Genomic DNA, 21,022 nt, shown 5'->3' on the forward strand with positions numbered 1-21,022 from the left:
TAAAGACTCCAGGTAAACAAAAGCCCGACATTTAAGAAATATCGGGCTTTTTATTGCTTTTCTCACCGACTAAACGTTCAGATAATGCAAAACGCTGGGCTAGCCTCAAATAGAGTCATTTACCTGAGTTAACACAGCCATAGGATCTGCTGCTTGAGTGATAGGCCTTCCCATTACTAAATAGCTTACGCCATCTTTCATTGCCTCTGCAGGTGTCATCACCCGCTTTTGGTCCCCAGCGTCTGCACCGACAGGTCGAATTCCTGGCGTCACTAATAGAAAGTCGTTGCTGTGTGAATTACGCAGTGCTTTAGCTTCTTTAGCAGAGCACACAATTCCGTCTAGCCCTGCTGTGGCAGTCAGTGCCGCTAACCTTAAAACTTGCTCTTCTGGTGTAACATTATCAATCACGCCAGAAAGTTGCTCTTGGTCCATACTCGTCAGCACTGTGACTGCGATTAATTTAGTGCTTGGGTTAGCGCTATTTTCAATCGCCTGCTTGGCGGCCTGCATCATCGGAAGCCCGCCTGATGCATGAACATTTACCATCCACACACCGAGTTCGGCGGCTGCTTTGCAGGCTTTGGCTACCGTATTAGGTATGTCATGAAACTTCAAATCTAAAAAGACATCAAACCCTTTTCCTATCAAAGTTTTGACAAACTCTGGCCCAAACAAAGTAAACATCTCTTTGCCAACTTTTAGCTTACACTGACTGGGATCTAATTTATCAACAAACGCCAGTGCACTGTCTTTGTCATCGTAATCAAGCGCGACAATGACGCGAGGCTCTTTAGTCGGCTTTTGCATATCTTGCATCTTACGCTACTCTCCATCCAACCCTTTAATGGGCTTAACAACACCCCATTTCTTACATGATGGGCATAACCAATATAATTTTCTACCCGAAAAACCACAGCTGTTGCAGCGATACTTCGGTCTCTGTAGCATTTGCTTTTCTACTAACTCTTTTAAATCACGTAAGCTATTAGCGGAATTTTTATCTTCTAGCTGGTCTATATACAGCCCCATAAGAGTCTTAAAGCCGCGCATTGTGGGGCGTTTTCGCAGTTGCTCGATAAGATATTCACTGGCCTGAGATGTTTCACCCTTCTTCATTAATACATCTACCATTGCCAGGTATGACGTGGCGCATTCTTGCCAATGTGCTTCTAAGTTCTTCTCGAAGGCGTCCCACTCCCCAGTTTCTTCAGCTATTTTCTCTAAACTAGGAACGGCCTCACTAAACCAGTTGATATCTCGTTCTGCCACCTGAACGAAATAAGCCGTTGCGTCGGTATAACGCTTTTGATCAAGCGCTAGCTCACCCAGCATTAGCCAAGGGCGAACCGCATGTTCGTCTGCGTTCACAGCTTTTTGCAACAACGTAAGCGCTGCTCCCTGAGCGTCGTTTTTAAGCTCAACAGTTGCCTGTTCGCAATAAAAATGGGCCAAACGCTCGCATACATCATCGTTGTCGCCATGGCACTCTACCATGCGCTCAGCTAGCTCTATAGCACGTTGCCATTCTTTGGTGGTTTGATAAATACTGAATAACTGTTGCTGCGCAACCAAGTAGTGTTTGTCACTGTTTAGTAACTGTAAAAAAGCGTTTTCTGCGCGCTCTAAAAAGCCCGCTTGGGTGTAATCTTGACCAAGCTCTCGAAGCGCATTTTCACGCTGTGCCGGCTGAAGTTCGTCGCGACTAACTAAATTTTGATGTACTTTGATGGCGCGGTCTATTTCGCCCCGATGGCGAAAGAAGCTTCCCATCGCGATGTGCGTTTCCACAGTATCGCTATTGACATTAATCATTTTAATTAATGTATCAACCGCCTTATCTGGTTGGTCTGAAAGGAGAAAATTTAGGCCTTTGTAATAATACTTAGAGAGTATACTCGACTGCTTCCTCTGCGCCTGGCGAACGCTATTGCGCCCCATTATCCAGCCATATCCTGCGGCAACAGGCAAAAGTAAAAACAGCAACTCAAGCATTAGTGTTCTTTTTCCAAATGCTGCATCTTAGATTTTGCCGACATTAGCTGCACTTTCAATCGCAACCAGCTAGCTAGCATAATTAAGATACCTACAATAACTCCTATAGATAACGAAATAGCAATCAGTGTGGACAGTCGTATGTTCGCCTGAGCAATAAGGTAGTTTACTGTTACCATTCCCTCGTTTTGCGAACCTATGACAAAGGCCACCGCAAGTAGCACTAGAATGATCAGAAATGACACGATCCCTTTCAACACAAAGCCCTTTATTTTTAATTTGTTGCTAAGAATAGCAAAACAGGAAATAAGATAACACAAAAAAGCGCTACCTAATGATGCGCGAGGATGTTTATGCAGGCACAGGCTCCGCTTCTTTTGCTTTTCGTTTTGCTATGAGGTTTTCAACCACTAAATCGTGATGCAACGCAGACATATTTGTGATGAAAATACAGTGGGTGTAACCAGCCTGCATGGTTTCTAATTTGTCATACATAGCTTTGTCGAGCTTAGACAACTGAGCTAAGCGCTTTTTAGTGAGCGGAGTAATAGCACCATGACATCGAATAGCAGTAACATCTGTAGCGCTTAGCTGAATTTTCCCTTCTTCTAATTGGCTCTTAATTTGCGCACGTAGTTTAGAGTAGAGAAAGTCTTTTTCTTTGATAAATACAAGGCGGTTATCGCTTTTTCGAACACAATGCACGACTAAGCTTTGCTCTAGCGTCTCTTTAAACATGCCTTCGAGTATTTGCGATTTGGGTTTGGCCTGTCCTTTATCAGCGAAAAAACCGTGTAGTGGAATAATGTTTTGCGTGCGAGAAAACGGATAAAGATCATCCGAATTATCACTCTGATAAACGGTTTTTAGTCTATCTAGTGTAAAGCGGTTCATTACACATAACACTGCAAGTGACGGCATATGCCTTACCGCAAGCTCCCATATGAATCGATGAGTAGAACGCTGAATACGAGCGATATCTCTCACCTTAAAGTACGCGGTGTTTTCCTCAACGATATTGTCCACATTGGCGCTTACTTTTGACTTTCGCCCGTCTTCAGATAAATTGAGTCTCACAACCCCTGAGGGCGGATGATAGTGCACCACTTTGTATTTTTCGTTTTTAATCTTCAAATCGGGAACGGAAACACGAATATCTTTTTGCAGCTCGCTATTTGGCGCTACAAGCAATCGCATTCCGCTGGCAGATAAATCAGCAACTTTAGCGTCTATTGACGAAAGCAGCCCCATTTTTATCGACGCTGACTTATCAATGACATAACGGGTTTCACTTCGTCTGTCTAAGTCTTCTTCCATTACGTAGTCGATATGCCAATTATCGCCACTGGCTTTAAGCTCACTGGAGAGTGGTTTGAAATTACATTTAGCGCTAAGGGTTAAATTTGCTATGTAGCTAGACACATCTTTGCAATAGAGCACGTGACTTAAATTAGACAGCTGTTCAAACTCTTTACTTGCGATGTCATGAATAGCAAACGCTTTTTGCTTATCCTCTCGAGTGACTGTATCCATTCTGCAATGAGTACAAATAAAATCACCATTCTTTGCCAGTAGGTATATAAGCGCGTTTAACTGACCTAGCTTGATAAGTTGCCTGTGCGTTGCCGTAATTTTCACAGCGCCACTTTTAACTTTTATTGTTCCATGAAAGACAAAAGCTTCGTTGTATTTCAATAGTTCGTTTGAAAGAGACTCAAAAAATGGCTTGTCCTGAAGACTGGCAAGAAGGTTCTCAGCATTGTTATGCTCTACGTTAGCTTTGGTGAACAAGGCAATATTTGGCTTCAAGCTTTTCTTATGGGGAGACAAGTACACTGGCAGCCATGGACTATTTTCTAAAATTCTGTCTCTCTCTAACTCCTGCATCGCTCGTTCTATTTCTAAATCTCGCTGCAGGGGTTGGCGGTGTGCAGTAATCTCAATATAGCGTTTTAATATATTGATAAAGTCGCTATCAATATCGTTGGGGAACAAAAAGAATGACTCATACTTTCCAAGATGCTTATTGTATTTCACCGACTGCAGATGAAAAGTTATATCGGTAGGCTCTTTAGTTAGACCTAACACCTCCGGTAGAGTGAAAGTAATATCATCACCTGTGGTGACATTAGGCGGACGTTTAGTTTCTACCGCCATCCCTACATGAGAAAATGAACTAACAGAGCAATGCCTACCCTTTTCGAAGTCTGGCGATGATACTGTAAAATTTGGACGAATGGCTATGTCATCCCCAAAATCAATATCAGTAAACGACTGACTTTCAATATTGAACGCATCGACTATTTTTCTAAACTGATCTTTCTTAATTTGATTCTGATAGAAGTCGGAATTCATCACCGACTCGAAAACACCAACGGTATATCTATCTTGATAAAGCGAGGTCTCGCTTTTGAGGATTTTAGCCCCTACTTTGTCTAAGCGCATTTGAATACCAAAGTGCTTAAACTTCATAACGGGAAACTGTGCAAAGGCGGAATTATCTGCAGGCGCGTCTGTGAGTGAAGTAAGCCTAACGACCTCCTCTTTGACTACCTTTCGCACACTGCTAGGCAAACGTTTTGAAAACTTGTTAATACCTTCTAACAAGCGATTTTGTTGCTCGTAGGGAATGAGTGCACGAATTAGCGGCTGATACTGTTTTATTATTGCTTGTTCTTCGCCGGCTGACATGACTTCTATAAAAACCGATTATTATTATTCGGGTAATATATAACTGTCTTAATAAAGGGGTCAATAGTTATTCAGCAAGAAACATACGTATTACAAAGTATACGCATAAAAAAGAAAGAACCAAGGTAAATAGCGGGCACAAAAAAGCCGCTTTTAAAGCGGCTTTTATATCTAAGCTATTGAGGCATCAACTCTTTCACGAAGTTCTTTGCCTGGCTTAAAGTGTGGAACGTACTTACCGTCCAGCTTTACAGTTTCGCCCGTTTTAGGGTTTCTACCTACGCGTGGCGCGCGGTAGTGCAGTGAAAAACTACCGAAACCTCGAATTTCAATACGCTCGCCCTTCTGAAGGGTTTGCGCCATTTGTTCGAGAAGCTCTTTAATTGCCAGTTCTAGCTCCTTCGCGGGAACCTGACGCGCTTGATCCGCGAGCCGTTCAATTAATTCAGACTTGGTCATGCTTAACCTCATTGTCAATATTATTGTTTAAACAGCTATCGCGAACAGGGTGTGCCTTTTGCACACCCACAAAAGCATTACTCGCCTTTAGCAGCTTTGAATGCTTCTGCCATCGCGTTAGCAAAACCAGCATCGTCTTGCTGGTTAACCTTGTCGATAGCTTCTTTCTCGTCAGCCTGATCTTTCGCTCTTACAGATAGGTTAACAGTGCGGTTTTTACGGTCAACGCCCATAAATTTCGCTTCAATGCTATCACCAACTTTTGCTACTTCAGTTGCGTCTTCAACACGTTCTACAGCAATATCTGCAACACGGATGTAACCATCAACTTCTTCAGCTAGGTTTACAGTAACGCCTTTTGGCTCAACTTCAGTTACTGTACCAACAACGATAGCACCTTTCTTGTTATCTGTCAGATACTTGTTGAACGGATCTTCTTCAATTTGCTTAACGCCTAGAGAGATACGCTCACGCTCTGGATCGACTTGAAGCACAACTGCAGAGATTTCGTCGCCTTTCTTATAGTCGCGAACTGCGTCTTCACCAGATTTGTTCCAGCTGATGTCAGAAAGGTGAACTAGACCGTCGATGCCGCCGTCAAGACCGATGAAGATACCGAAGTCAGTGATTGACTTGATCTTACCAGATACTTTGTCACCTTTTTCGTGTGACTCAGCGAAAGTTTCCCAAGGGTTAGCAATACATTGCTTAAGACCTAGAGAAATACGACGACGCTCTTCGTCAATTTCAAGAACCATTACATCAACAGTGTCACCTAGGTTAACAACTTTAGATGGGTGGATGTTCTTGTTAGTCCAGTCCATTTCAGAAACGTGTACTAGACCTTCTACACCGTCTTCGATTTCTACGAAGCAGCCGTAATCAGTTAGGTTAGTTACCTGACCGTTGATCTTAGTACCTTCTGGGTAACGAGACGCAATTTCTTGCCATGGATCGTTGCCCATTTGCTTCATACCAAGAGAAACACGCTGCTTCTCTTTGTCGAACTTAAGTACTTTAACGTTAATTTCGTCACCAACATTAACGATTTCACTTGGGTGCTTAACGCGCTTCCAAGCCATATCTGTAATGTGTAGTAGACCGTCTACGCCACCAAGGTCAACGAACGCACCGTAATCGGTAAGGTTCTTAACGATACCTTTGATTTCGTGGCCTTCTTCAAGGTTTGCAAGAAGTGTTTCGCGCTCTTGGCTGCTTTCTGCTTCGATAACTGCACGACGAGAAACAACAACGTTGTTGCGTTTTGCATCAAGCTTGATAACTTTGAATTCAAGCTCTTTGCCTTCAAGGTGAGTTGTGTCACGTACTGGACGTACATCAACCAATGAACCTGGAAGGAATGCGCGTACACTGTTTACTTCAACAGTGAAACCGCCTTTAACTTTACCGTTGATAACGCCCTTAATGGTAACCTTATCATCGTAAGCTTTTTCCAGCTCAACCCATGCTTCGTGACGCTTCGCTTTTTCGCGAGATAGGATAGTTTCACCGAAACCATCTTCTACAGCATCTAGTGCTACATCTACTTCGTCACCGATGGCAATTTCTAATTCGCCTTCAGCATTTTTAAATTGGTCTGCTGGGATAGCACTTTCTGATTTCAAGCCAGCGTCAACAAGAACGATGTCCTTGTCGATAGAAACAACAGTACCTTTTACAATTGAACCAGGACGTGTTTCTAGTTCTTGTAAGCTTTCTTCAAAAAGTTGTGCAAAATTTTCAGTCATAAGTCTCAGATAACTTTTAAGTTGATATCCACGCTTCTAATCCGGATAACGCGGGGTTATTAAAAAATCGCCGCCACTTCCTGTAGCAGCTCTGCTTTGAACGTATTTTGTCCCACAGGATTAACCTCGTGAGGAAATAATATCCATCGCTTTTTCAAAGACTTGGTTAATATCCAAGTCTGTCGAATCTATAATTACAGCATCTTCTGCCGGTACCAAAGGAGCTACCGAACGTTGAGTATCGCGCTCGTCTCTTGCCTTGATATCGGTTAAAAGGCGCGCAATATTAACATCCATGCCCTTAGCTTTCAACTGGCTATAACGACGCTCTGCGCGAGCTTCAGCGCTTGCTGTAAGAAAAATCTTTACCTGTGCATCTGGGAATACCACAGTTCCCATATCGCGACCATCTGCAACAAGACCAGGAGCCTGTTGAAATGCGCGCTGGCGACGAAGCAAAGCTTCGCGAACACGGGGTAATGCAGCCACTTTGGAAGCAACGGCACCGACGTCTTCAGTACGAATGTCGTCGGTAACATCCTCGCCTTCCAAAATAACGCGTGTGGCATCTCCATTGGTCTCAAAACTAACATCTAGACCAGTTGCGAGAGGAACAATACATTCTTCATCATCACACGGGAGGTCGTGGTGGAGCGCAGCAACAGCAAGAACGCGATAAATCGCACCGCTATCTAAAAAGTGCCACTCTAACTTTTTGGCTAATAAGCTACTTAAAGTACCTTTACCAGCACCACTTGGGCCGTCGACCGTGACTACGGGTGTGGAATGCATACCTGCTCCATTTTTCATTTTGCTAAAAACCGCGCGTAATTATACGCTTTAGTGCAGGATAAGCAATGCCGCCCTCTCAAGAAGAGGGCGACACAATACTGGTCCGCATAGATAATTACCGCACGGGTAACTTAGACTAAGGTATTAAATCGAGTGAAATAGTCAGGGAACGTTTTACGGGTACATCCTGGGTCGTTTATCGTGACTGCCGTATCGCTTAGTGCAACTAGTGAAAAACACATGGCAATTCTATGGTCATTGTAGGTATCAATTTCAGCGTGTTTCAGTTCGTCTGTGGGCCATACTTTTATGTAGTCGTGCCCTTCTTCCACCTTCGCCCCTACTTTTCTCAATTCAGTGGCCATCGCATGCAACCTATCGGTTTCCTTCACACGCCAATTATAGATGTTGGTCATTAACGTTGGTCCCTCGGCGAAAAGCGCCGTTGTAGCAATCGTCATAGCAGCATCTGGAATGTGGTTCATATCCATCGAAATACCTTTCAATGGCGCACCAGTCACTTCGATATATTCATCGTGCCAGTTTACAGAAGCGCCCATCGCCTCTAATACTTCTGCAAAGCGAATGTCACCTTGGATACTGTTTTTACCAATACCGGTTACGCGTACCGTACCACCTTTAATAGCGCCAGCTGCGAGGAAGTAAGAAGCAGAAGACGCATCCCCCTCAACCATAAATTTGCCCGGCGCCACATATTTTGCGTCGCCAGAAATGGTGAAGGTTTGATAATTGTTATTTACAACTTCAACACCAAACTTAGCCATGGTATCAAGGGTGATGTCGATATAGGGTTTAGACACCAACTCACCTTTTATCTTAATGGTCACATCATTTTTAAACAGTGGTGCGGCCATCAAAAGCGCCGTAAGAAATTGACTAGATACGCTGCCGTCAACAGACATTTCATTAGCAGTTAACGCCTTGCCTTTAATTTGAAGGGGCGGAAAACCATCATTTTTTAAATACTTAATGTCAGCGCCAGCTTCTCGTAATCCGTCCACCAAATCTGAAATTGGACGTTCTTCCATGCGCGGTTCACCGGTTAACACCACATCCACATTGCTCACGGCCAAAGCAGCACACAAAGGGCGCATTGCAGTACCTGCATTTCCTAAAAAAAGTTCCTGTGGCTCACTGACATTAAAAGCGCCACCATTACCTTTCACTACGCATCGAGTCTTATCATCGCTAAGTGTATAGTTCACTCCAAGCTGAGTGAGCGCGTTAAGCATATGTGAAATGTCGTCACTGTCTAAAAGATTGGTGAGTTCGGTATCTCCTTCACAAAGCGCAGCAAGCAGCAAGGCTCTATTAGACAGACTCTTCGAACCAGGTACATTGACCACTCCCGATACTTTGCTAATCGGTGCTAATGTTAACTGTTCCATATTTGTATTCACTTGTTCTTTATCCATTCACTCGTTCAAACTCACGCATAAATTCTACCAATGCTAGAACACCGTCTACCGGCATCGCATTGTAGATACTAGCTCGCATACCGCCAACAGAGCGGTGGCCTTTAAGAGCAAGTAATCCAGCTTCTTGCGATTGTTTTAAAAACAGACCTTCTAGCTCTGTGTTTGCGAGATGAAACGGTACGTTCATTTTTGAACGATTGTCTGGGTGAACGTTACTTGAATAAAAGTCAGAGCTATCAATAGCCGAGTACAACAACGCCGCTTTTTCAGCATTACGCTTCGCCATGGCAGCAACGCCGCCCATTTCCTTGAGCCATTCAAAAACTAGGCCCGCTAAATACCAAGAAAATGTAGGAGGCGTGTTATACATAGAGTCAGATTTTGCCGCTAGCTCGTAGTCAAAGATCGATGGCGTTTCTTTGCGTGCACGGCCAACTAGATCATCTCTAACAATCACTACAGATAAACCACTAGGGCCAATATTTTTTTGAGCCCCAGCATAGATAACGCCGTGTTTTGCAACATCAATAGGTTGAGACAAAATGGTAGACGACATATCTGAAACCAGAGGCACATCGCCCGATTCAGGTAACCAGTCGAAAGCAATTCCGTCTACGGTTTCGTTCGGACAAAAATGATAGTAGGAAGCCCCTTGGTCAATGTTGGCCAAAGATGGCTTTGGGACATAGTGCATTCCATCTTTTTCTGACACTTCACCAACCACAACGGCATTGTTGTATTTGTCCGCTTCTGCCACAGCACCTTTAGACCAAGAGCCACTTACTAAATGCAAACTAGTGTCGCCCGATTGGGAAAGGTTAAGGGGTACCGCCGCAAATTGTCCTCGCCCGCCACCATGGGTGAAAAGTACATGGTAATTAGAAGGCACTGACAGAAGGTCACGCAGATCTTGCTCTGCCTTTGCAGCAATTTCTATGAAATCTTTGCCGCGATGACTTACTTCCATTACTGAGCAGTTCATATCCCGCCAGTTCGTGAACTCGCTTTGGGCTTTTTGCATCACTTCTTTAGGAAGCATTGCTGGGCCAGCGCTAAAGTTGAATACCTCTTTCATTGCGTTTTTCAACACCTGTATATTGTTGATGCCAATTAAACTGCCAATTGGCAAACAAGCGGCATAAGCCGCTTGTTTATAAGAACACTGATATTGCACAACTACCCGTTACTGACCTATTCTGAGATTAATACCTCAGTAACCGCAGTGCTTGGATAATCTACAATACCCCTAGTCTTCTGTCGTTGAGCTATCGTTGTCTTGTGCAACGTTTTCTTCTTGCTCAGGTAATACTTCAGAAACAATTGGATTGCCATCTTCGTCTAAATCAGGCAAATCTACTACTTCTTCGATACGCTGTAACCCGACCACATGTTCACCTTCAACAGTACGCATCAAGCGAACGCCTTGAGTGTTTCGGCCGACAACGGATACTTCACTCACCCGTGTACGTACCAATGTGCCCTGGTCACTAATTAGCATCATTTCATTTGAGTCATCAACCTGAACAGCGCCGACAACTTTACCGTTTCGCTCCGATACCTTAATAGAAACCACGCCTTGTGTTGCACGGCTCTTCGCAGGGTATTCTTCAAGCGGAGTACGTTTACCAAAACCGTTTACCGTTGCGGTCAAAATAGGTCCGTCACCTTTGGGAACAATAAGAGAGACTACTTTTTGATCGTCTTGTAAGCGAATGCCTCGAACACCGGTAGCAGTTCTACCCATGGGTCTAAGGGCATACAGTTCTTCACCCGTTTCTGGATCGCGCTTAACTTCACCGGTTTCACTATCGCGAAGCTTCTCATTGAAACGCACAACTTTACCAGCATCAGAGAACAACATAATGTCGTCATCGCCGTCGGTAATATCTACGCCAATTAGCTCGTCACCATCGTTAAGGTTCACCGCAATTATACCGTTTGAACGCGGGCGAGAGTACAGGCTCAAGTCTGTCTTTTTAACCGTGCCGTTGGCCGTTGCCATCAGCACATATTTACCTTCAACAAATTCTTTGATAGGCAATATAGCGGTAATTCTCTCATTTTCTTCAAGTGGAAGAATATTGACAATTGGTCTACCGCGCGCATTTCTGCTTGCGAAAGGTAACTGATACACTTTTAGCCAGTACAACCTGCCGCGGGTTGAGAAGCAAAGAATATGGTCGTGGGTATTTGCCACTAACAGCTTCTCAATAATATCTTCGTCTTTCATCTTAGTTGCAGATTTACCGCGGCCGCCGCGACGCTGGGCCTCGTAATCTGTCAACTTCTGGTACTTCACGTAACCTTCACGAGACAAGGTTACTACTACCTCTTCTCTTTCGATTAGATCTTCAATGTCGATATCGTGGCTGGCAGCCGTAATTTCTGTACGACGCTCGTCGCCGTATTCTTCGCGTACTTTCTCAAGCTCTTCTTGAATAACTTCCATCAAACGCTCTGGGCTGTTTAATATGTGAAGTAACTCAGCAATAAGCTCAAGTAACTGCTTGTATTCTTCAAGAATTTTTTCGTGTTCAAGACCTGTTAACTTATGCAAGCGAAGGTCAAGAATAGCTTGTGCCTGTTGCTCGGTTAGGAAATATTTTCCGTCGCGAATACCAAATTCTGGCATTAACCAATCTGGTCGTGCTGCATCGTCACCGGCGCGCTCTAGCATTTGCGATACATCACCAAGGGCCCAGCCTTGAGCAACCAATGCTTTTTTAGCATCAGCGGGGCTTGGAGATGCCTTGATAAGCTCGATAATAGGGTCGATATTAGCAAGCGCTATCGCCAAGCCTTCTAAGATGTGCGCACGATCACGTGCTTTGCGAAGCTCAAATACCGTACGGCGAGTAACAACCTCACGACGGTGCAGTATAAAGGCTTCCAGCGTATCTTTAAGGTTAAATAGTTTTGGCTGGGTATTGTCCAGCGCTACCATGTTAATACCAAATACCGTTTGTAACTGAGTATTGGCATACAGGTGGTTCAGCAACACTTCTGCTGATTCGTTACGTTTAACCTCGATAACAATCCGCATACCGTCTTTGTCAGACTCGTCGCGTAATGCTGATATACCTTCAATGCGTTTTTCTTTAACAAGCTCTGCCATTTTTTCAATAAGACGAGCTTTGTTAACTTGATAAGGTATTTCGTTAACGATAATTGTTTCTTTACCGTTAGCGTCGGTTTCTATATCCGCTTTTGCTCGCAGGTATATTTTGCCGCGACCGGTGCGGTACGCGTCCTCAATACCTTTACGACCGCTGATAGTTGCGGCAGTTGGGAAGTCTGGGCCGGGGATATGAGTCATTAACTCATCAATTGTTATATCAGGGTTCTCAATAAGAGCAACGCAGCCATTGATAACTTCAGTGAGGTTGTGAGGCGGTATGTTTGTTGCCATACCTACCGCAATACCCGACGAACCATTTACTAGTAAGTTAGGCACTTTTGTGGGCAGAACTTCAGGAATAAATTCTGTACCGTCGTAGTTTGGCACAAAATCAACAGTTTCTTTGTCAAGGTCGGCCAAAAGCTCATGAGCAATTTTAGCCATTCGGACTTCGGTATAACGCATTGCTGCCGCAGAATCACCATCTACAGAACCAAAGTTACCTTGACCGTCAACTAGCATGTAACGCAGTGAAAACGGCTGTGCCATTCGCACTATTGTGTCGTATACAGCAGAATCACCGTGGGGGTGATATTTACCAATAACGTCACCTACCACACGGGCAGATTTTTTATACGGCTTATTGAAGTCATTTTTAAGTTCGTTCATCGCAAATAGCACTCGGCGGTGAACTGGCTTCAAGCCATCTCGTACATCAGGCAATGCTCGCCCGACAATAACGCTCATCGCGTAATCGAGGTATGAGTTTTTTAACTCTTCCTCAATGTTAACGGGGAGAATTTCTTTAGCGTTATCAGACATAAACTGCTTAATCCCTTTTTCTTGATTTGTTCTGCGTTATCCGTTTTGTCCTCGTTTTGATTCATTAAATCAGAAGGACATGGTGCGCACTATTGTTATTATGTGGGTTCATAATCGTTTCGTCAGTGTACCACTTGATGACAGATTTATGTAGCGCTTAATTGCGGTTATTCCCCCTCAACAAGGCAAGCGATTATTTTTCGCGCAGACGAGCAATTTACACCTCTGTTTTCACCAAAAAATGTAACTCCAATGACGGGTTTTACGTTATGTTATTAACTCGTAATCGGAGGAATTACTTACCCATGACAAATGTTGACCAACAAGAAATAGAAAAATTCTCTCAACTAGCCTCTCGGTGGTGGGATCCAGAAGGAGAATTTAAGCCTTTACATCTAATAAACCCATTGCGCCTTGATTTTGTTAATCAACATACACAAGGATTGTTCGGTAAGTCGGTGATTGATATTGGCTGCGGTGGCGGCATTCTAGCCGAATCTATGGCTAAAGCGGGCGCAGAAGTTACTGGTCTCGATATGGCGCAAGCTTCTTTAGAGGTGGCCAAGCTACACGGATTAGAATCGGGTGTTAAAGTAAATTATGTATGCTCTACAGCTGAAGACTTTGCGTCTGAACACGCGGGAAAATTTGACGTAGTGACTTGTATGGAGATGCTAGAGCACGTACCTAATCCTGAGTCAGTAGTAAAAGCCTGCGCAAAGTTAGCAAAACCAGGCGGCCATGTATTTTTCTCTACGCTTAATCGAAATGTGAAGTCGTATTTGATGGGGATCGTTGGCGCCGAGTATATTCTCAAACTCGTGCCGAAAGGCACTCACGATCATAAGAAGTTTTTAAAACCATCTGAGCTGATGGCAATGACAGACAAAGCAGGTTTATTGCCTAAAGATATGACAGGGTTACACATGGATCCGATCACCCAAGGCTTTTACTTATCTGCAAATAATGTAGATGTTAATTACCTTCTATATACAGTGGTACAAAGCTAACTTAACACTACATATTGGGCCATGGTGATATTTCATACACCATATATCGTGTTTTCATAAAAAAGCGTTTTTAATATTAAATTAATTTAGCGACAGATCAAAGTACGAAAAGTGCTTGCATTTGATTTAATTGAAGCTTGTAGAACGCTAAAAAGTTAGTTGTTACTAACGTAAAATCTATGCCAGATTGAGTGTTGGAAATACCACCAGATATTGGGTTGCATTACAGCTCAAACCTCACTATCTTGTGTTCTGTCCAACTGGAGATCCAGCAATAATTTCAGGATCTGACAGCGGCTTTTGGTATCAACCATACAAGCCCTTTTCAGGACAAACTAAAAGTAAAAATTTATCGGCAGTCTCTACTGTATTCTAACGGTTAAGACGGCTTGCGTGCGTGTATTTAACAAGGCGGTCTGAAATCTCTGACCTACAGCGCAACATTCGCACTTCGATACACGCACAAAAGAAATACAACACAAACTAAAACGACATAAAGTGGGTTAGAAAAAACTTTCGCTTTACGCGCTAACAGACAAACGGCTAGGTAACATGAATAATAATTTATTTGTCACCAAACGAAACGGTGAAAAAGAGTCTATTGATTTAGAGAAAATCCATAAAGTTGTCACATGGGCAGCGAAAGGGCTTAGCAATGTGTCTGTTTCGCAAGTGGAGATTAAAGCTCAAATCCAATTCTATGACGGTATAAACACCAGTGAAATTCACGAGACTCTGATCAAATCAGCAGCCGATCTTATTTCAACAGACGCACCAGATTATCAGTATCTAGCTGCTCGACTTGCCATTTTCCATTTACGCAAAAAAGCATACGGTCAGTTTGAGCCGCCAGCACTCCTCGATCACGTTAAACAAATGGTTGAAATGGGTAAATATGACAGCCATCTGCTAGAAGATTATTCGGCAGAAGAATTTGCCGAAATGGACACTTATATAGACCATTGGAGAGATATGAACTTCAGCTACGCTGCAGTTAAACAGCTTGAAGGTAAATATCTTGTTCAAAATCGTGTTACCGGTGAAATATACGAGAGTGCACAATTCCTTTATATTCTTGTAGCAGCATGCTTGTTTGCCAACTACGACAAAGAGACGAGAATGGACTACATTCGCCGTTTCTATGATGCGGCCTCTACGTTCAAGCTTTCTTTGCCCACGCCAATTATGGCGGGTGTGCGTACCCCTACTCGTCAGTTCAGCTCTTGCGTTCTTATTGAAGCTGGCGACAGTCTAGATTCCATTAACGCTACTGCAAGTGCCATTGTAAAATATGTCAGCCAACGGGCTGGTATTGGCGTGAATGCGGGTAGAATTAGAGCGTTAGGCAGCCCTATTCGCGGTGGCGAAGCTTTCCATACTGGTTGTATTCCTTTTTATAAGTATTTCCAAACAGCCGTAAAAAGCTGTTCTCAAGGTGGCGTGCGCGGTGGTGCAGCAACGCTATTTTATCCTCTTTGGCACATGGAAGTTGAATCGCTTCTCGTACTTAAAAATAACCGTGGTGTTGAAGAGAACCGTGTTCGCCATCTCGACTATGGCGTTCAGTTTAATAAATTGATGTACCAGCGAATGATGAAAGACGGCTACATCTCGCTATTTAGCCCTTCAGACGTTCCGGGTCTTTACGACGCGTTCTTTGCCGACCAAGATAAATTTGAAGAGCTTTACGTTAAATACGAGAACGATGACAGCATTCGCAAGAAGCAGATTAAAGCAATGGAGCTGTTTAGCTTGTTCATGCAGGAGCGTGCGAGCACAGGTCGTATTTACCTTCAAAATGTGGACCATTGTAATACCCACAGTCCGTTCAACCCAGAAGTAGCACCTGTTCGTCAAAGTAACCTGTGTTTAGAAATTGCGCTTCCTACTAAGCCACTTCAGCACGTGAACGACGAAGAAGGCGAAATAGCATTATGTACACTTTCAGCATTTAACTTAGGTGCCATCAAGTCGCTGGATGAATTCGAAGAATTGGCAGACCTAGCCGTTCGCGCACTTGATAACCTCCTTGATTACCAAGACTACCCTGTCCCGGCCGCTTACAATGCCACTATGGGGCGCAGAACCTTAGGTGTTGGTGTTATTAACTTTGCGTATTACCTTGCGAAGAATAACGTTAGATATTCTGACGGTAGTGCAAACGGTTTGGTTCATCGTACATTCGAGGCCATGCAGTACTATCTTCTTAAAGCCTCAAATAACTTGGCTAAAGAGAAAGGTGCGTGTCCTAAATTCAATGAAACAACCTACTCTCAAGGCGTAATGCCTATCGACAGTTACAAGCGTGATCTTGATAAGGTGTGTAACGAACCTCTTCATTACGACTGGGACGCGCTTCGCGAAGAAGTGAAAAATTACGGTTTACGTAATTCTACTCTATCTGCTCTAATGCCATCTGAAACATCGTCGCAAATTTCAAATGCGACAAATGGAATTGAGCCACCTCGTGGATTTATCAGTATCAAATCCAGTAAAGACGGAGTACTAAAACAAGTAGTGCCAGAGTACGAAACATTGAGAAATCAATATGAGTTGCTGTGGGATATTCCATCAAATGATGGGTATTTGCAGCTCGTTGGTATCATGCAGAAGTTTATCGACCAGACAATTTCAGCCAATACCAACTACGACCCAAGTCGTTACGACGGTAACAAGGTTCCGATGAAGCTATTGCTTAAAGACCTGTTAACTACGTACAAGCTTGGTGTCAAAACATTGTATTATCATAACACCCGAGACGGCGCGTCAGACACCTCCGCACTAGATGTAAAAGCTAGTGAGCCACTTCCTCGTCAAGAAGAAGTAGTGATAGAAGAAGATGATGATTGTGCCGGCGGTGCATGCAAAATCTAATTATTTAGAGGGCATGCGCTCTTTCGGCAACACAGTTGACCGAAAGGCAGTAGATAGCAGCAAGAACACTAATAAAAATACGCGTTTATCATTAAGTTTTTAGTTAGGTCATCATGAAATACACTACGTTTAACCAACAAAGTACAAACCCACTGGTAGAGCCAATGTTTTTCGGCAACCCCGTAAATGTTGCGCGCTACGACCAGCAAAAGCATGCCATTTTCGAAAAGCTTATTGAGAAACAAATAAGTTTTTTCTGGCGTCCTGAAGAAGTAGATGTCACACGCGATCGCGTTGATTTTCAAAAATTAACCGAGCCAGAAAAGCACATCTTTATTTCTAACCTTAAGTACCAGACTCTACTCGACTCTGTACAAGGCAGAAGCCCTAACATAGCGTTCTTGCCAATAATCTCGCTGCCCGAGCTCGAAACTTGGGTAGAAACCTGGTCTTTTTACGAGACGATTCACTCTCGTTCTTACACGCACATTTTGCGTAACCTGTTTTCAGACCCAAGCGAAATTTTTGACGATATTGTTGTAAACGAAGAAATCAAACGTCGCGCTGCCGATATCTCGAAGTATTACGACGACCTCATCTTTGCCACCCAACTATGGCAAACTCAAGGTGAAGGCGTACATACCGTTGATGGCGTTGCTCACACTATCAACATGTATGAACTGAAGAAAAAGCTATACCTATGCATGAACTCAGTAAATGCATTGGAAGCTATACGCTTTTATGTGTCCTTCGCTTGTACCTTCGCGTTCGCTGAGCGAAAGCTTATGGAGGGCAACTCAAAAATTATTCGTCTAATTGCTCGTGATGAGAACCTACACTTATCGTCAACCCAACACGTTCTTAACTTGTGGGCTAAGGGTAAAGACGACCCTGAGATGGCGCAAATTGCTGAAGAATGTAAAGACGAAGCACGCGCTATCTTTATGAATGCGGTTGAGCAAGAAAAAGAGTGGGCAGATTACTTATTCCAGAACGGTTCAATGATTGGACTGAACAAAGAAATTTTGTGTTCATACGTGGAATACATTGCTAACCAGCGTATGACGGCCATTGGTTTTGATGCGCCGTTTGATGTTAGTAGTAATCCTCTACCTTGGATGAATAATTACCTAAACTCAGACAATGTACAGGTTGCTCCACAAGAATCTGAGATAAGCTCTTACCTAGTTGGTCAAATTGACTCTGCGGTAAGCGAAGAAGACTTTGCTGACTTTGAACTGTAATTAAGCAGTTTAATGAGCAGTAGCGATAATATGCTCCGCATCGACATTGTCGATGTGGGGCATATCAACTCCCCTTCCGATAAAACCTTACTAAGCGCTATGGAAGCCGCGGGGATCAATATTCACTACCATTGCCGAGAAGGTTTTTGCGGTGCCTGCAGAACCAAGCTACTCGAAGGTGAAGTTGAGTACACTACAGACCCTTTAGCGTTTATAGACGACGATGAAATTTTGCCCTGTTGTTGTGTGGCTAAGAAACCTCTAAAAATTAAAGTTCCTCTTTAACCCTGCATGTATTGGTATAAATACCAGCTTATTTCATTACTTGAATCACTACATTGTCTATCACGTTGAAACTGGACGCTGTTGATAGTGGCCGCTATGCAGAGAAAAGGCTGTTTCAACCCTGTTTTACCCAAATGAATCTAGTGCCGCTCTCGCCAGTATTTTTTAAAATACCCTACTAGTGTTGAAAGGAAGCCTGGCTGCAAAGGAGCTTTTACGAGTAATCTATAACCTTGGCAGGGTAAGGTTTCTACTTCCCACTCGTTGTTTTCACAAATGGAATGTAGTTTCCGTCTAAGGCGGCACACAAGGTGATTTATAGCATCGTCGCTGACGTACTCATGCCCCCATACAATACGCCGAAGGGCGTCTCTGGGTACACCCTTTTCTTTCGCTTCAATAAGACTGGTTATTAGTCTATCGCATGCTGGTGATAGAGAAACATATTGCCCATCCGAACGGACCAATCGTCTTGTGTCCGACTCGTACATCAGGGTGTTGGCAACAGTTTTCATGACGTGCCCCGATATTTATAAGACTTAAGTATACCACATAGATGATAACAACGTGTTTTGTCTATGATGAAACCATGACATTCATTCTCAAGGTTATGAATTTGAGTCGTTTATTTTTGTCACTCTATTAACACAAGTTCGTCATGGCAGGCGAGAATTGGGCAACTACTCTGAGTGTAGCTACAAGAAGTAAGTAGCTAAATTGCTCATTACCCCATTCTATGTGAAAAGGAATAACCAACATGAAAAACTCTACAATTTATATGGTCGGAGCCTTGCTATCTACTGGCATTTTGTTCTCTGGCGCTGCTTCTGCGTATACGGAAGAGAGACTTATATCAATATGTAAAAACGCCGCTACCGATGACAGTCATGGACTGCGAAGAGATGTAAAGAAAATGATGGTCGGTACCAAAATTGTAAGTAAAGCTTATAGTCTGGTAGCAAATGGCTTGGTGTGTAATGGAATAAGCGTCGTCGACTTTGCACAAAAGTACGGAGCAGTGAAAACACTATCGGTTCTACGAAAACATCACCGTCCATCTCGCCGTGGTGTAGTGGAAATTAGAGACGCCATTGCCAACAATAGTGCGACCTTGCCAAAGGATATTCACGTTAGCTTTGACACAGCAAGATAAGAGCTTGCACACTACTTTACTGTAATTAAAACAAAGTCCGCCCATTGCTTATAATCCTATGCAGCAGTTTCTTTTAATGCTGTGTCTGATTTGACGTTCAACAGCGGACTTTTTTATGACAATTTTAAAGTGGAAACTGTACCAAGTTCATTTTACAACGGCAGCGTAAATTGATGCGCTAACGCTTCATTTAACACCATGGGTTTACCCGTTAAGTACCCTTGAATGCGATCTACACCAAGCTGTTGTAAAACCTTAAGTTCATCGACCACTTCAACACCCTCCGCGATAATTACACAAGAGGTAGACTTAGCGAACGCACAAAGGGCCTTTGCCAGCGCAAGTTTTTTCGGTTGTATATGTATATCGCGAATTAAGCTCAAATCCAGTTTAATAAGATCGGCTTCTAACTCCAATATGTGTTGAAAGCTCGAATAGCCTGCACCCGCATCATCTATAGCCAACTGCATTCCCCGCTCTCGCAGCGGTGCAAGCTTTTTGCGAAATGCAATGTAATCGTTGATTGGTGAATGTTCGGTTACTTCAAGTATTAGCCGACTAATATCAACGCCCTCTAATAACTTATGTATAGAACCATTGAGTATATACTCAGGGGCAATGTTTAACGATAGACTGGTGTCAATAGGTAACCTGTGCATGTTATTCAGTGCTTGCTCAATGGCCTTTAATTGTAGGGCCTCTCCCATTCCTACCTTTTCTGCTTCATCAAACCAAACATCTGGGGTTCTGTAGGGACTTGTATTAAAACGAGCAAGACATTCATAGCCGCAAATCGCGCCAGTTTCTACACTGTAAATAGGCTGATAATGGATATCGAGCACATCACACTCAAGTGCCGATAACGTTGTCTGGGCCATTTGATCATACAGTGTGGTGTTTTTCATTCTTTCTTCGAAGAGTTCGCGATAGATCTCGGCAAAAGCGTTAAGAAATGACAAATCTCGCTGATTGAGTGTATTGTCAGCCTCACTTTTATAACAACACAACGTACCGAACACTTCACCGTCAGATAAAACAATGGGTACGCCAAGATAAGAGCCAATATCCAGCTTTTCCGTGACCTCTAAATCCTTCGCTAATTCATGGTTTTTAGCGTCATGAATGACTTTTTCAAACTCACCCTGACAAATTTTTCCACAATACGATTCGTTGATGGGGTCAGAGTCTCCGACATTGATATCGGGCGAGACATTCGAGTCGTGATCTATTGCTCGGAAAATCCGCTCGCCAGACACAAACTCAGAGAAAAAAGCCACTTCCATATCGAGATGTTTTCGAATCACGCATAACATTTTATGTAAACTGTCGTCAGAATCTGATGGGTCGACATGCTGAAAATTAGTGATATTTGAGGGAGATAAAGCCATAAAT

17 protein-coding genes are annotated in these 21,022 nt (G+C 43.4%); 5 read left to right on the forward strand and 12 right to left on the reverse strand.

The genetic code is table 11. From position 1 onward, the window contains the following. Positions 1-105: 105 nt before the first annotated feature. From pyrF to gyrA, 10 genes are all read right to left on the reverse strand, one after another. A complete protein-coding gene (gene pyrF, locus BM528_RS05435) occupies positions 106-810 on the reverse strand; it encodes an orotidine-5'-phosphate decarboxylase (protein ID WP_071981170.1) in 705 nt (234 codons plus the stop codon). Positions 811-825: 15 nt separating this feature from the next. Next, positions 826-1,995: a lipopolysaccharide assembly protein LapB gene (lapB, locus tag BM528_RS05440; protein ID WP_071979011.1), complete on the reverse strand. Its 1,170-nt coding sequence runs from the start codon at positions 1,993-1,995 to the stop codon at positions 826-828. Beyond that, on the reverse strand, positions 1,995-2,240 hold the full coding sequence (locus tag BM528_RS05445; RefSeq protein ID WP_232230582.1) for a LapA family protein: 246 nt from the start codon (positions 2,238-2,240) through the stop codon (positions 1,995-1,997). Before BM528_RS05445 ends, lapB begins: the two co-directional genes overlap by 1 nt. Positions 2,241-2,346: 106 nt before the next feature. Continuing rightward, positions 2,347-4,686 carry a PilZ domain-containing protein gene (locus BM528_RS05450; protein ID WP_071979012.1) on the reverse strand — a complete coding sequence of 780 codons (2,340 nt, stop codon included), beginning with the start codon at positions 4,684-4,686 and terminating at the stop codon, positions 2,347-2,349. Positions 4,687-4,857: 171 nt separating this feature from the next. Continuing rightward, the gene (gene ihfB, locus BM528_RS05455) at positions 4,858-5,145 is read right to left on the reverse strand and encodes an integration host factor subunit beta (RefSeq protein WP_032096429.1); all 288 of its coding nucleotides are present in this window, start codon (positions 5,143-5,145) and stop codon (positions 4,858-4,860) included. Between the two features lie 77 nt (positions 5,146-5,222). After that, positions 5,223-6,893 carry a 30S ribosomal protein S1 gene (rpsA, locus tag BM528_RS05460; protein ID WP_071979013.1) on the reverse strand — a complete coding sequence of 557 codons (1,671 nt, stop codon included), beginning with the start codon at positions 6,891-6,893 and terminating at the stop codon, positions 5,223-5,225. A gap of 120 nt (positions 6,894-7,013) precedes the next feature. After that, on the reverse strand, positions 7,014-7,685 hold the full coding sequence (cmk, locus tag BM528_RS05465; RefSeq protein ID WP_071981172.1) for a (d)CMP kinase: 672 nt from the start codon (positions 7,683-7,685) through the stop codon (positions 7,014-7,016). A 131-nt stretch (positions 7,686-7,816) separates the two neighbouring features. Beyond that, positions 7,817-9,094: a 3-phosphoshikimate 1-carboxyvinyltransferase gene (gene aroA / locus BM528_RS05470; RefSeq protein ID WP_071981173.1), complete on the reverse strand. Its 1,278-nt coding sequence runs from the start codon at positions 9,092-9,094 to the stop codon at positions 7,817-7,819. 19 nt (positions 9,095-9,113) lie between these two features. Further along, on the reverse strand, positions 9,114-10,199 hold the full coding sequence (gene serC / locus BM528_RS05475) for a 3-phosphoserine/phosphohydroxythreonine transaminase (protein ID WP_071981174.1): 1,086 nt from the start codon (positions 10,197-10,199) through the stop codon (positions 9,114-9,116). A 171-nt stretch (positions 10,200-10,370) separates the two neighbouring features. Further along, on the reverse strand, positions 10,371-13,064 hold the full coding sequence (gyrA, locus tag BM528_RS05480) for a DNA topoisomerase (ATP-hydrolyzing) subunit A (protein WP_071979014.1): 2,694 nt from the start codon (positions 13,062-13,064) through the stop codon (positions 10,371-10,373). Between the two features lie 305 nt (positions 13,065-13,369). Here gyrA and ubiG point away from each other — a divergent pair, with 305 nt between their 5' ends. The 4 genes from ubiG (at position 13,370) to yfaE (ending at position 18,477) form a co-directional block, all read left to right on the forward strand. After that, positions 13,370-14,074: a bifunctional 2-polyprenyl-6-hydroxyphenol methylase/3-demethylubiquinol 3-O-methyltransferase UbiG gene (gene ubiG, locus BM528_RS05485; protein ID WP_083595212.1), complete on the forward strand. Its 705-nt coding sequence runs from the start codon at positions 13,370-13,372 to the stop codon at positions 14,072-14,074. A 552-nt stretch (positions 14,075-14,626) separates the two neighbouring features. Continuing rightward, on the forward strand, positions 14,627-16,948 hold the full coding sequence (gene nrdA / locus BM528_RS05490; protein ID WP_071979016.1) for a class 1a ribonucleoside-diphosphate reductase subunit alpha: 2,322 nt from the start codon (positions 14,627-14,629) through the stop codon (positions 16,946-16,948). 113 nt (positions 16,949-17,061) lie between these two features. After that, positions 17,062-18,192 carry a class Ia ribonucleoside-diphosphate reductase subunit beta gene (nrdB, locus tag BM528_RS05495; protein WP_071979017.1) on the forward strand — a complete coding sequence of 377 codons (1,131 nt, stop codon included), beginning with the start codon at positions 17,062-17,064 and terminating at the stop codon, positions 18,190-18,192. A gap of 12 nt (positions 18,193-18,204) precedes the next feature. Continuing rightward, entirely contained in the window at positions 18,205-18,477 is a 273-nt protein-coding gene (gene yfaE, locus BM528_RS05500; protein WP_071979018.1) for a class I ribonucleotide reductase maintenance protein YfaE, read from the forward strand. 140 nt (positions 18,478-18,617) lie between these two features. Here the strand turns inward: yfaE and BM528_RS05505 are convergent, their stop codons facing one another. Then, the gene (locus tag BM528_RS05505) at positions 18,618-18,992 is read right to left on the reverse strand and encodes a winged helix-turn-helix domain-containing protein (RefSeq protein ID WP_071979019.1); all 375 of its coding nucleotides are present in this window, start codon (positions 18,990-18,992) and stop codon (positions 18,618-18,620) included. 242 nt (positions 18,993-19,234) lie between these two features. Here BM528_RS05505 and BM528_RS05510 point away from each other — a divergent pair, with 242 nt between their 5' ends. Then, positions 19,235-19,630 (forward strand): DUF3718 domain-containing protein, encoded by a 396-nt coding sequence (locus BM528_RS05510; protein WP_071979020.1) that lies wholly within the window; start codon positions 19,235-19,237, stop codon positions 19,628-19,630. Positions 19,631-19,782: 152 nt separating this feature from the next. Here BM528_RS05510 and BM528_RS05515 read toward each other — a convergent pair whose 3' ends face one another. Next, complete coding sequence (locus BM528_RS05515; RefSeq protein WP_071979021.1) at positions 19,783-21,018, reverse strand: sensor domain-containing phosphodiesterase; 1,236 nt, start codon at positions 21,016-21,018, stop codon at positions 19,783-19,785. Between the last annotated feature and the right edge of the window lie 4 nt (positions 21,019-21,022).

Source organism: Alteromonas sp. RW2A1, from assembly GCF_001886475.1.
Taxonomy (GTDB): Bacteria; Pseudomonadota; Gammaproteobacteria; order Enterobacterales; family Alteromonadaceae; genus Alteromonas; species Alteromonas hispanica.

Excerpts from the sequence above, each read along its gene's own strand:
- pyrF (WP_071981170.1), bottom strand. The coding sequence starts at position 810 with ATGCAAAAGCCGACTAAAGAGCCTCGCGTCATTGTCGCGCTTGATTAC.
- lapB (WP_071979011.1), bottom strand. The coding sequence starts at position 1,995 with ATGCTTGAGTTGCTGTTTTTACTTTTGCCTGTTGCCGCAGGATATGGC.
- BM528_RS05450 (WP_071979012.1), bottom strand. The coding sequence starts at position 4,686 with ATGTCAGCCGGCGAAGAACAAGCAATAATAAAACAGTATCAGCCGCTA.
- ihfB (WP_032096429.1), bottom strand. The coding sequence starts at position 5,145 with ATGACCAAGTCTGAATTAATTGAACGGCTCGCGGATCAAGCGCGTCAG.
- rpsA (WP_071979013.1), bottom strand. The coding sequence starts at position 6,893 with ATGACTGAAAATTTTGCACAACTTTTTGAAGAAAGCTTACAAGAACTA.
- cmk (WP_071981172.1), bottom strand. The coding sequence starts at position 7,685 with ATGCATTCCACACCCGTAGTCACGGTCGACGGCCCAAGTGGTGCTGGT.
- aroA (WP_071981173.1), bottom strand. The coding sequence starts at position 9,094 with ATGGAACAGTTAACATTAGCACCGATTAGCAAAGTATCGGGAGTGGTC.
- serC (WP_071981174.1), bottom strand. The coding sequence starts at position 10,199 with ATGAAAGAGGTATTCAACTTTAGCGCTGGCCCAGCAATGCTTCCTAAA.
- gyrA (WP_071979014.1), bottom strand. The coding sequence starts at position 13,064 with ATGTCTGATAACGCTAAAGAAATTCTCCCCGTTAACATTGAGGAAGAG.
- ubiG (WP_083595212.1), top strand. The coding sequence starts at position 13,370 with ATGACAAATGTTGACCAACAAGAAATAGAAAAATTCTCTCAACTAGCC.
- nrdA (WP_071979016.1), top strand. The coding sequence starts at position 14,627 with ATGAATAATAATTTATTTGTCACCAAACGAAACGGTGAAAAAGAGTCT.
- nrdB (WP_071979017.1), top strand. The coding sequence starts at position 17,062 with ATGAAATACACTACGTTTAACCAACAAAGTACAAACCCACTGGTAGAG.
- yfaE (WP_071979018.1), top strand. The coding sequence starts at position 18,205 with ATGAGCAGTAGCGATAATATGCTCCGCATCGACATTGTCGATGTGGGG.
- BM528_RS05505 (WP_071979019.1), bottom strand. The coding sequence starts at position 18,992 with ATGAAAACTGTTGCCAACACCCTGATGTACGAGTCGGACACAAGACGA.
- BM528_RS05510 (WP_071979020.1), top strand. The coding sequence starts at position 19,235 with ATGAAAAACTCTACAATTTATATGGTCGGAGCCTTGCTATCTACTGGC.
- BM528_RS05515 (WP_071979021.1), bottom strand. The coding sequence starts at position 21,018 with ATGGCTTTATCTCCCTCAAATATCACTAATTTTCAGCATGTCGACCCA.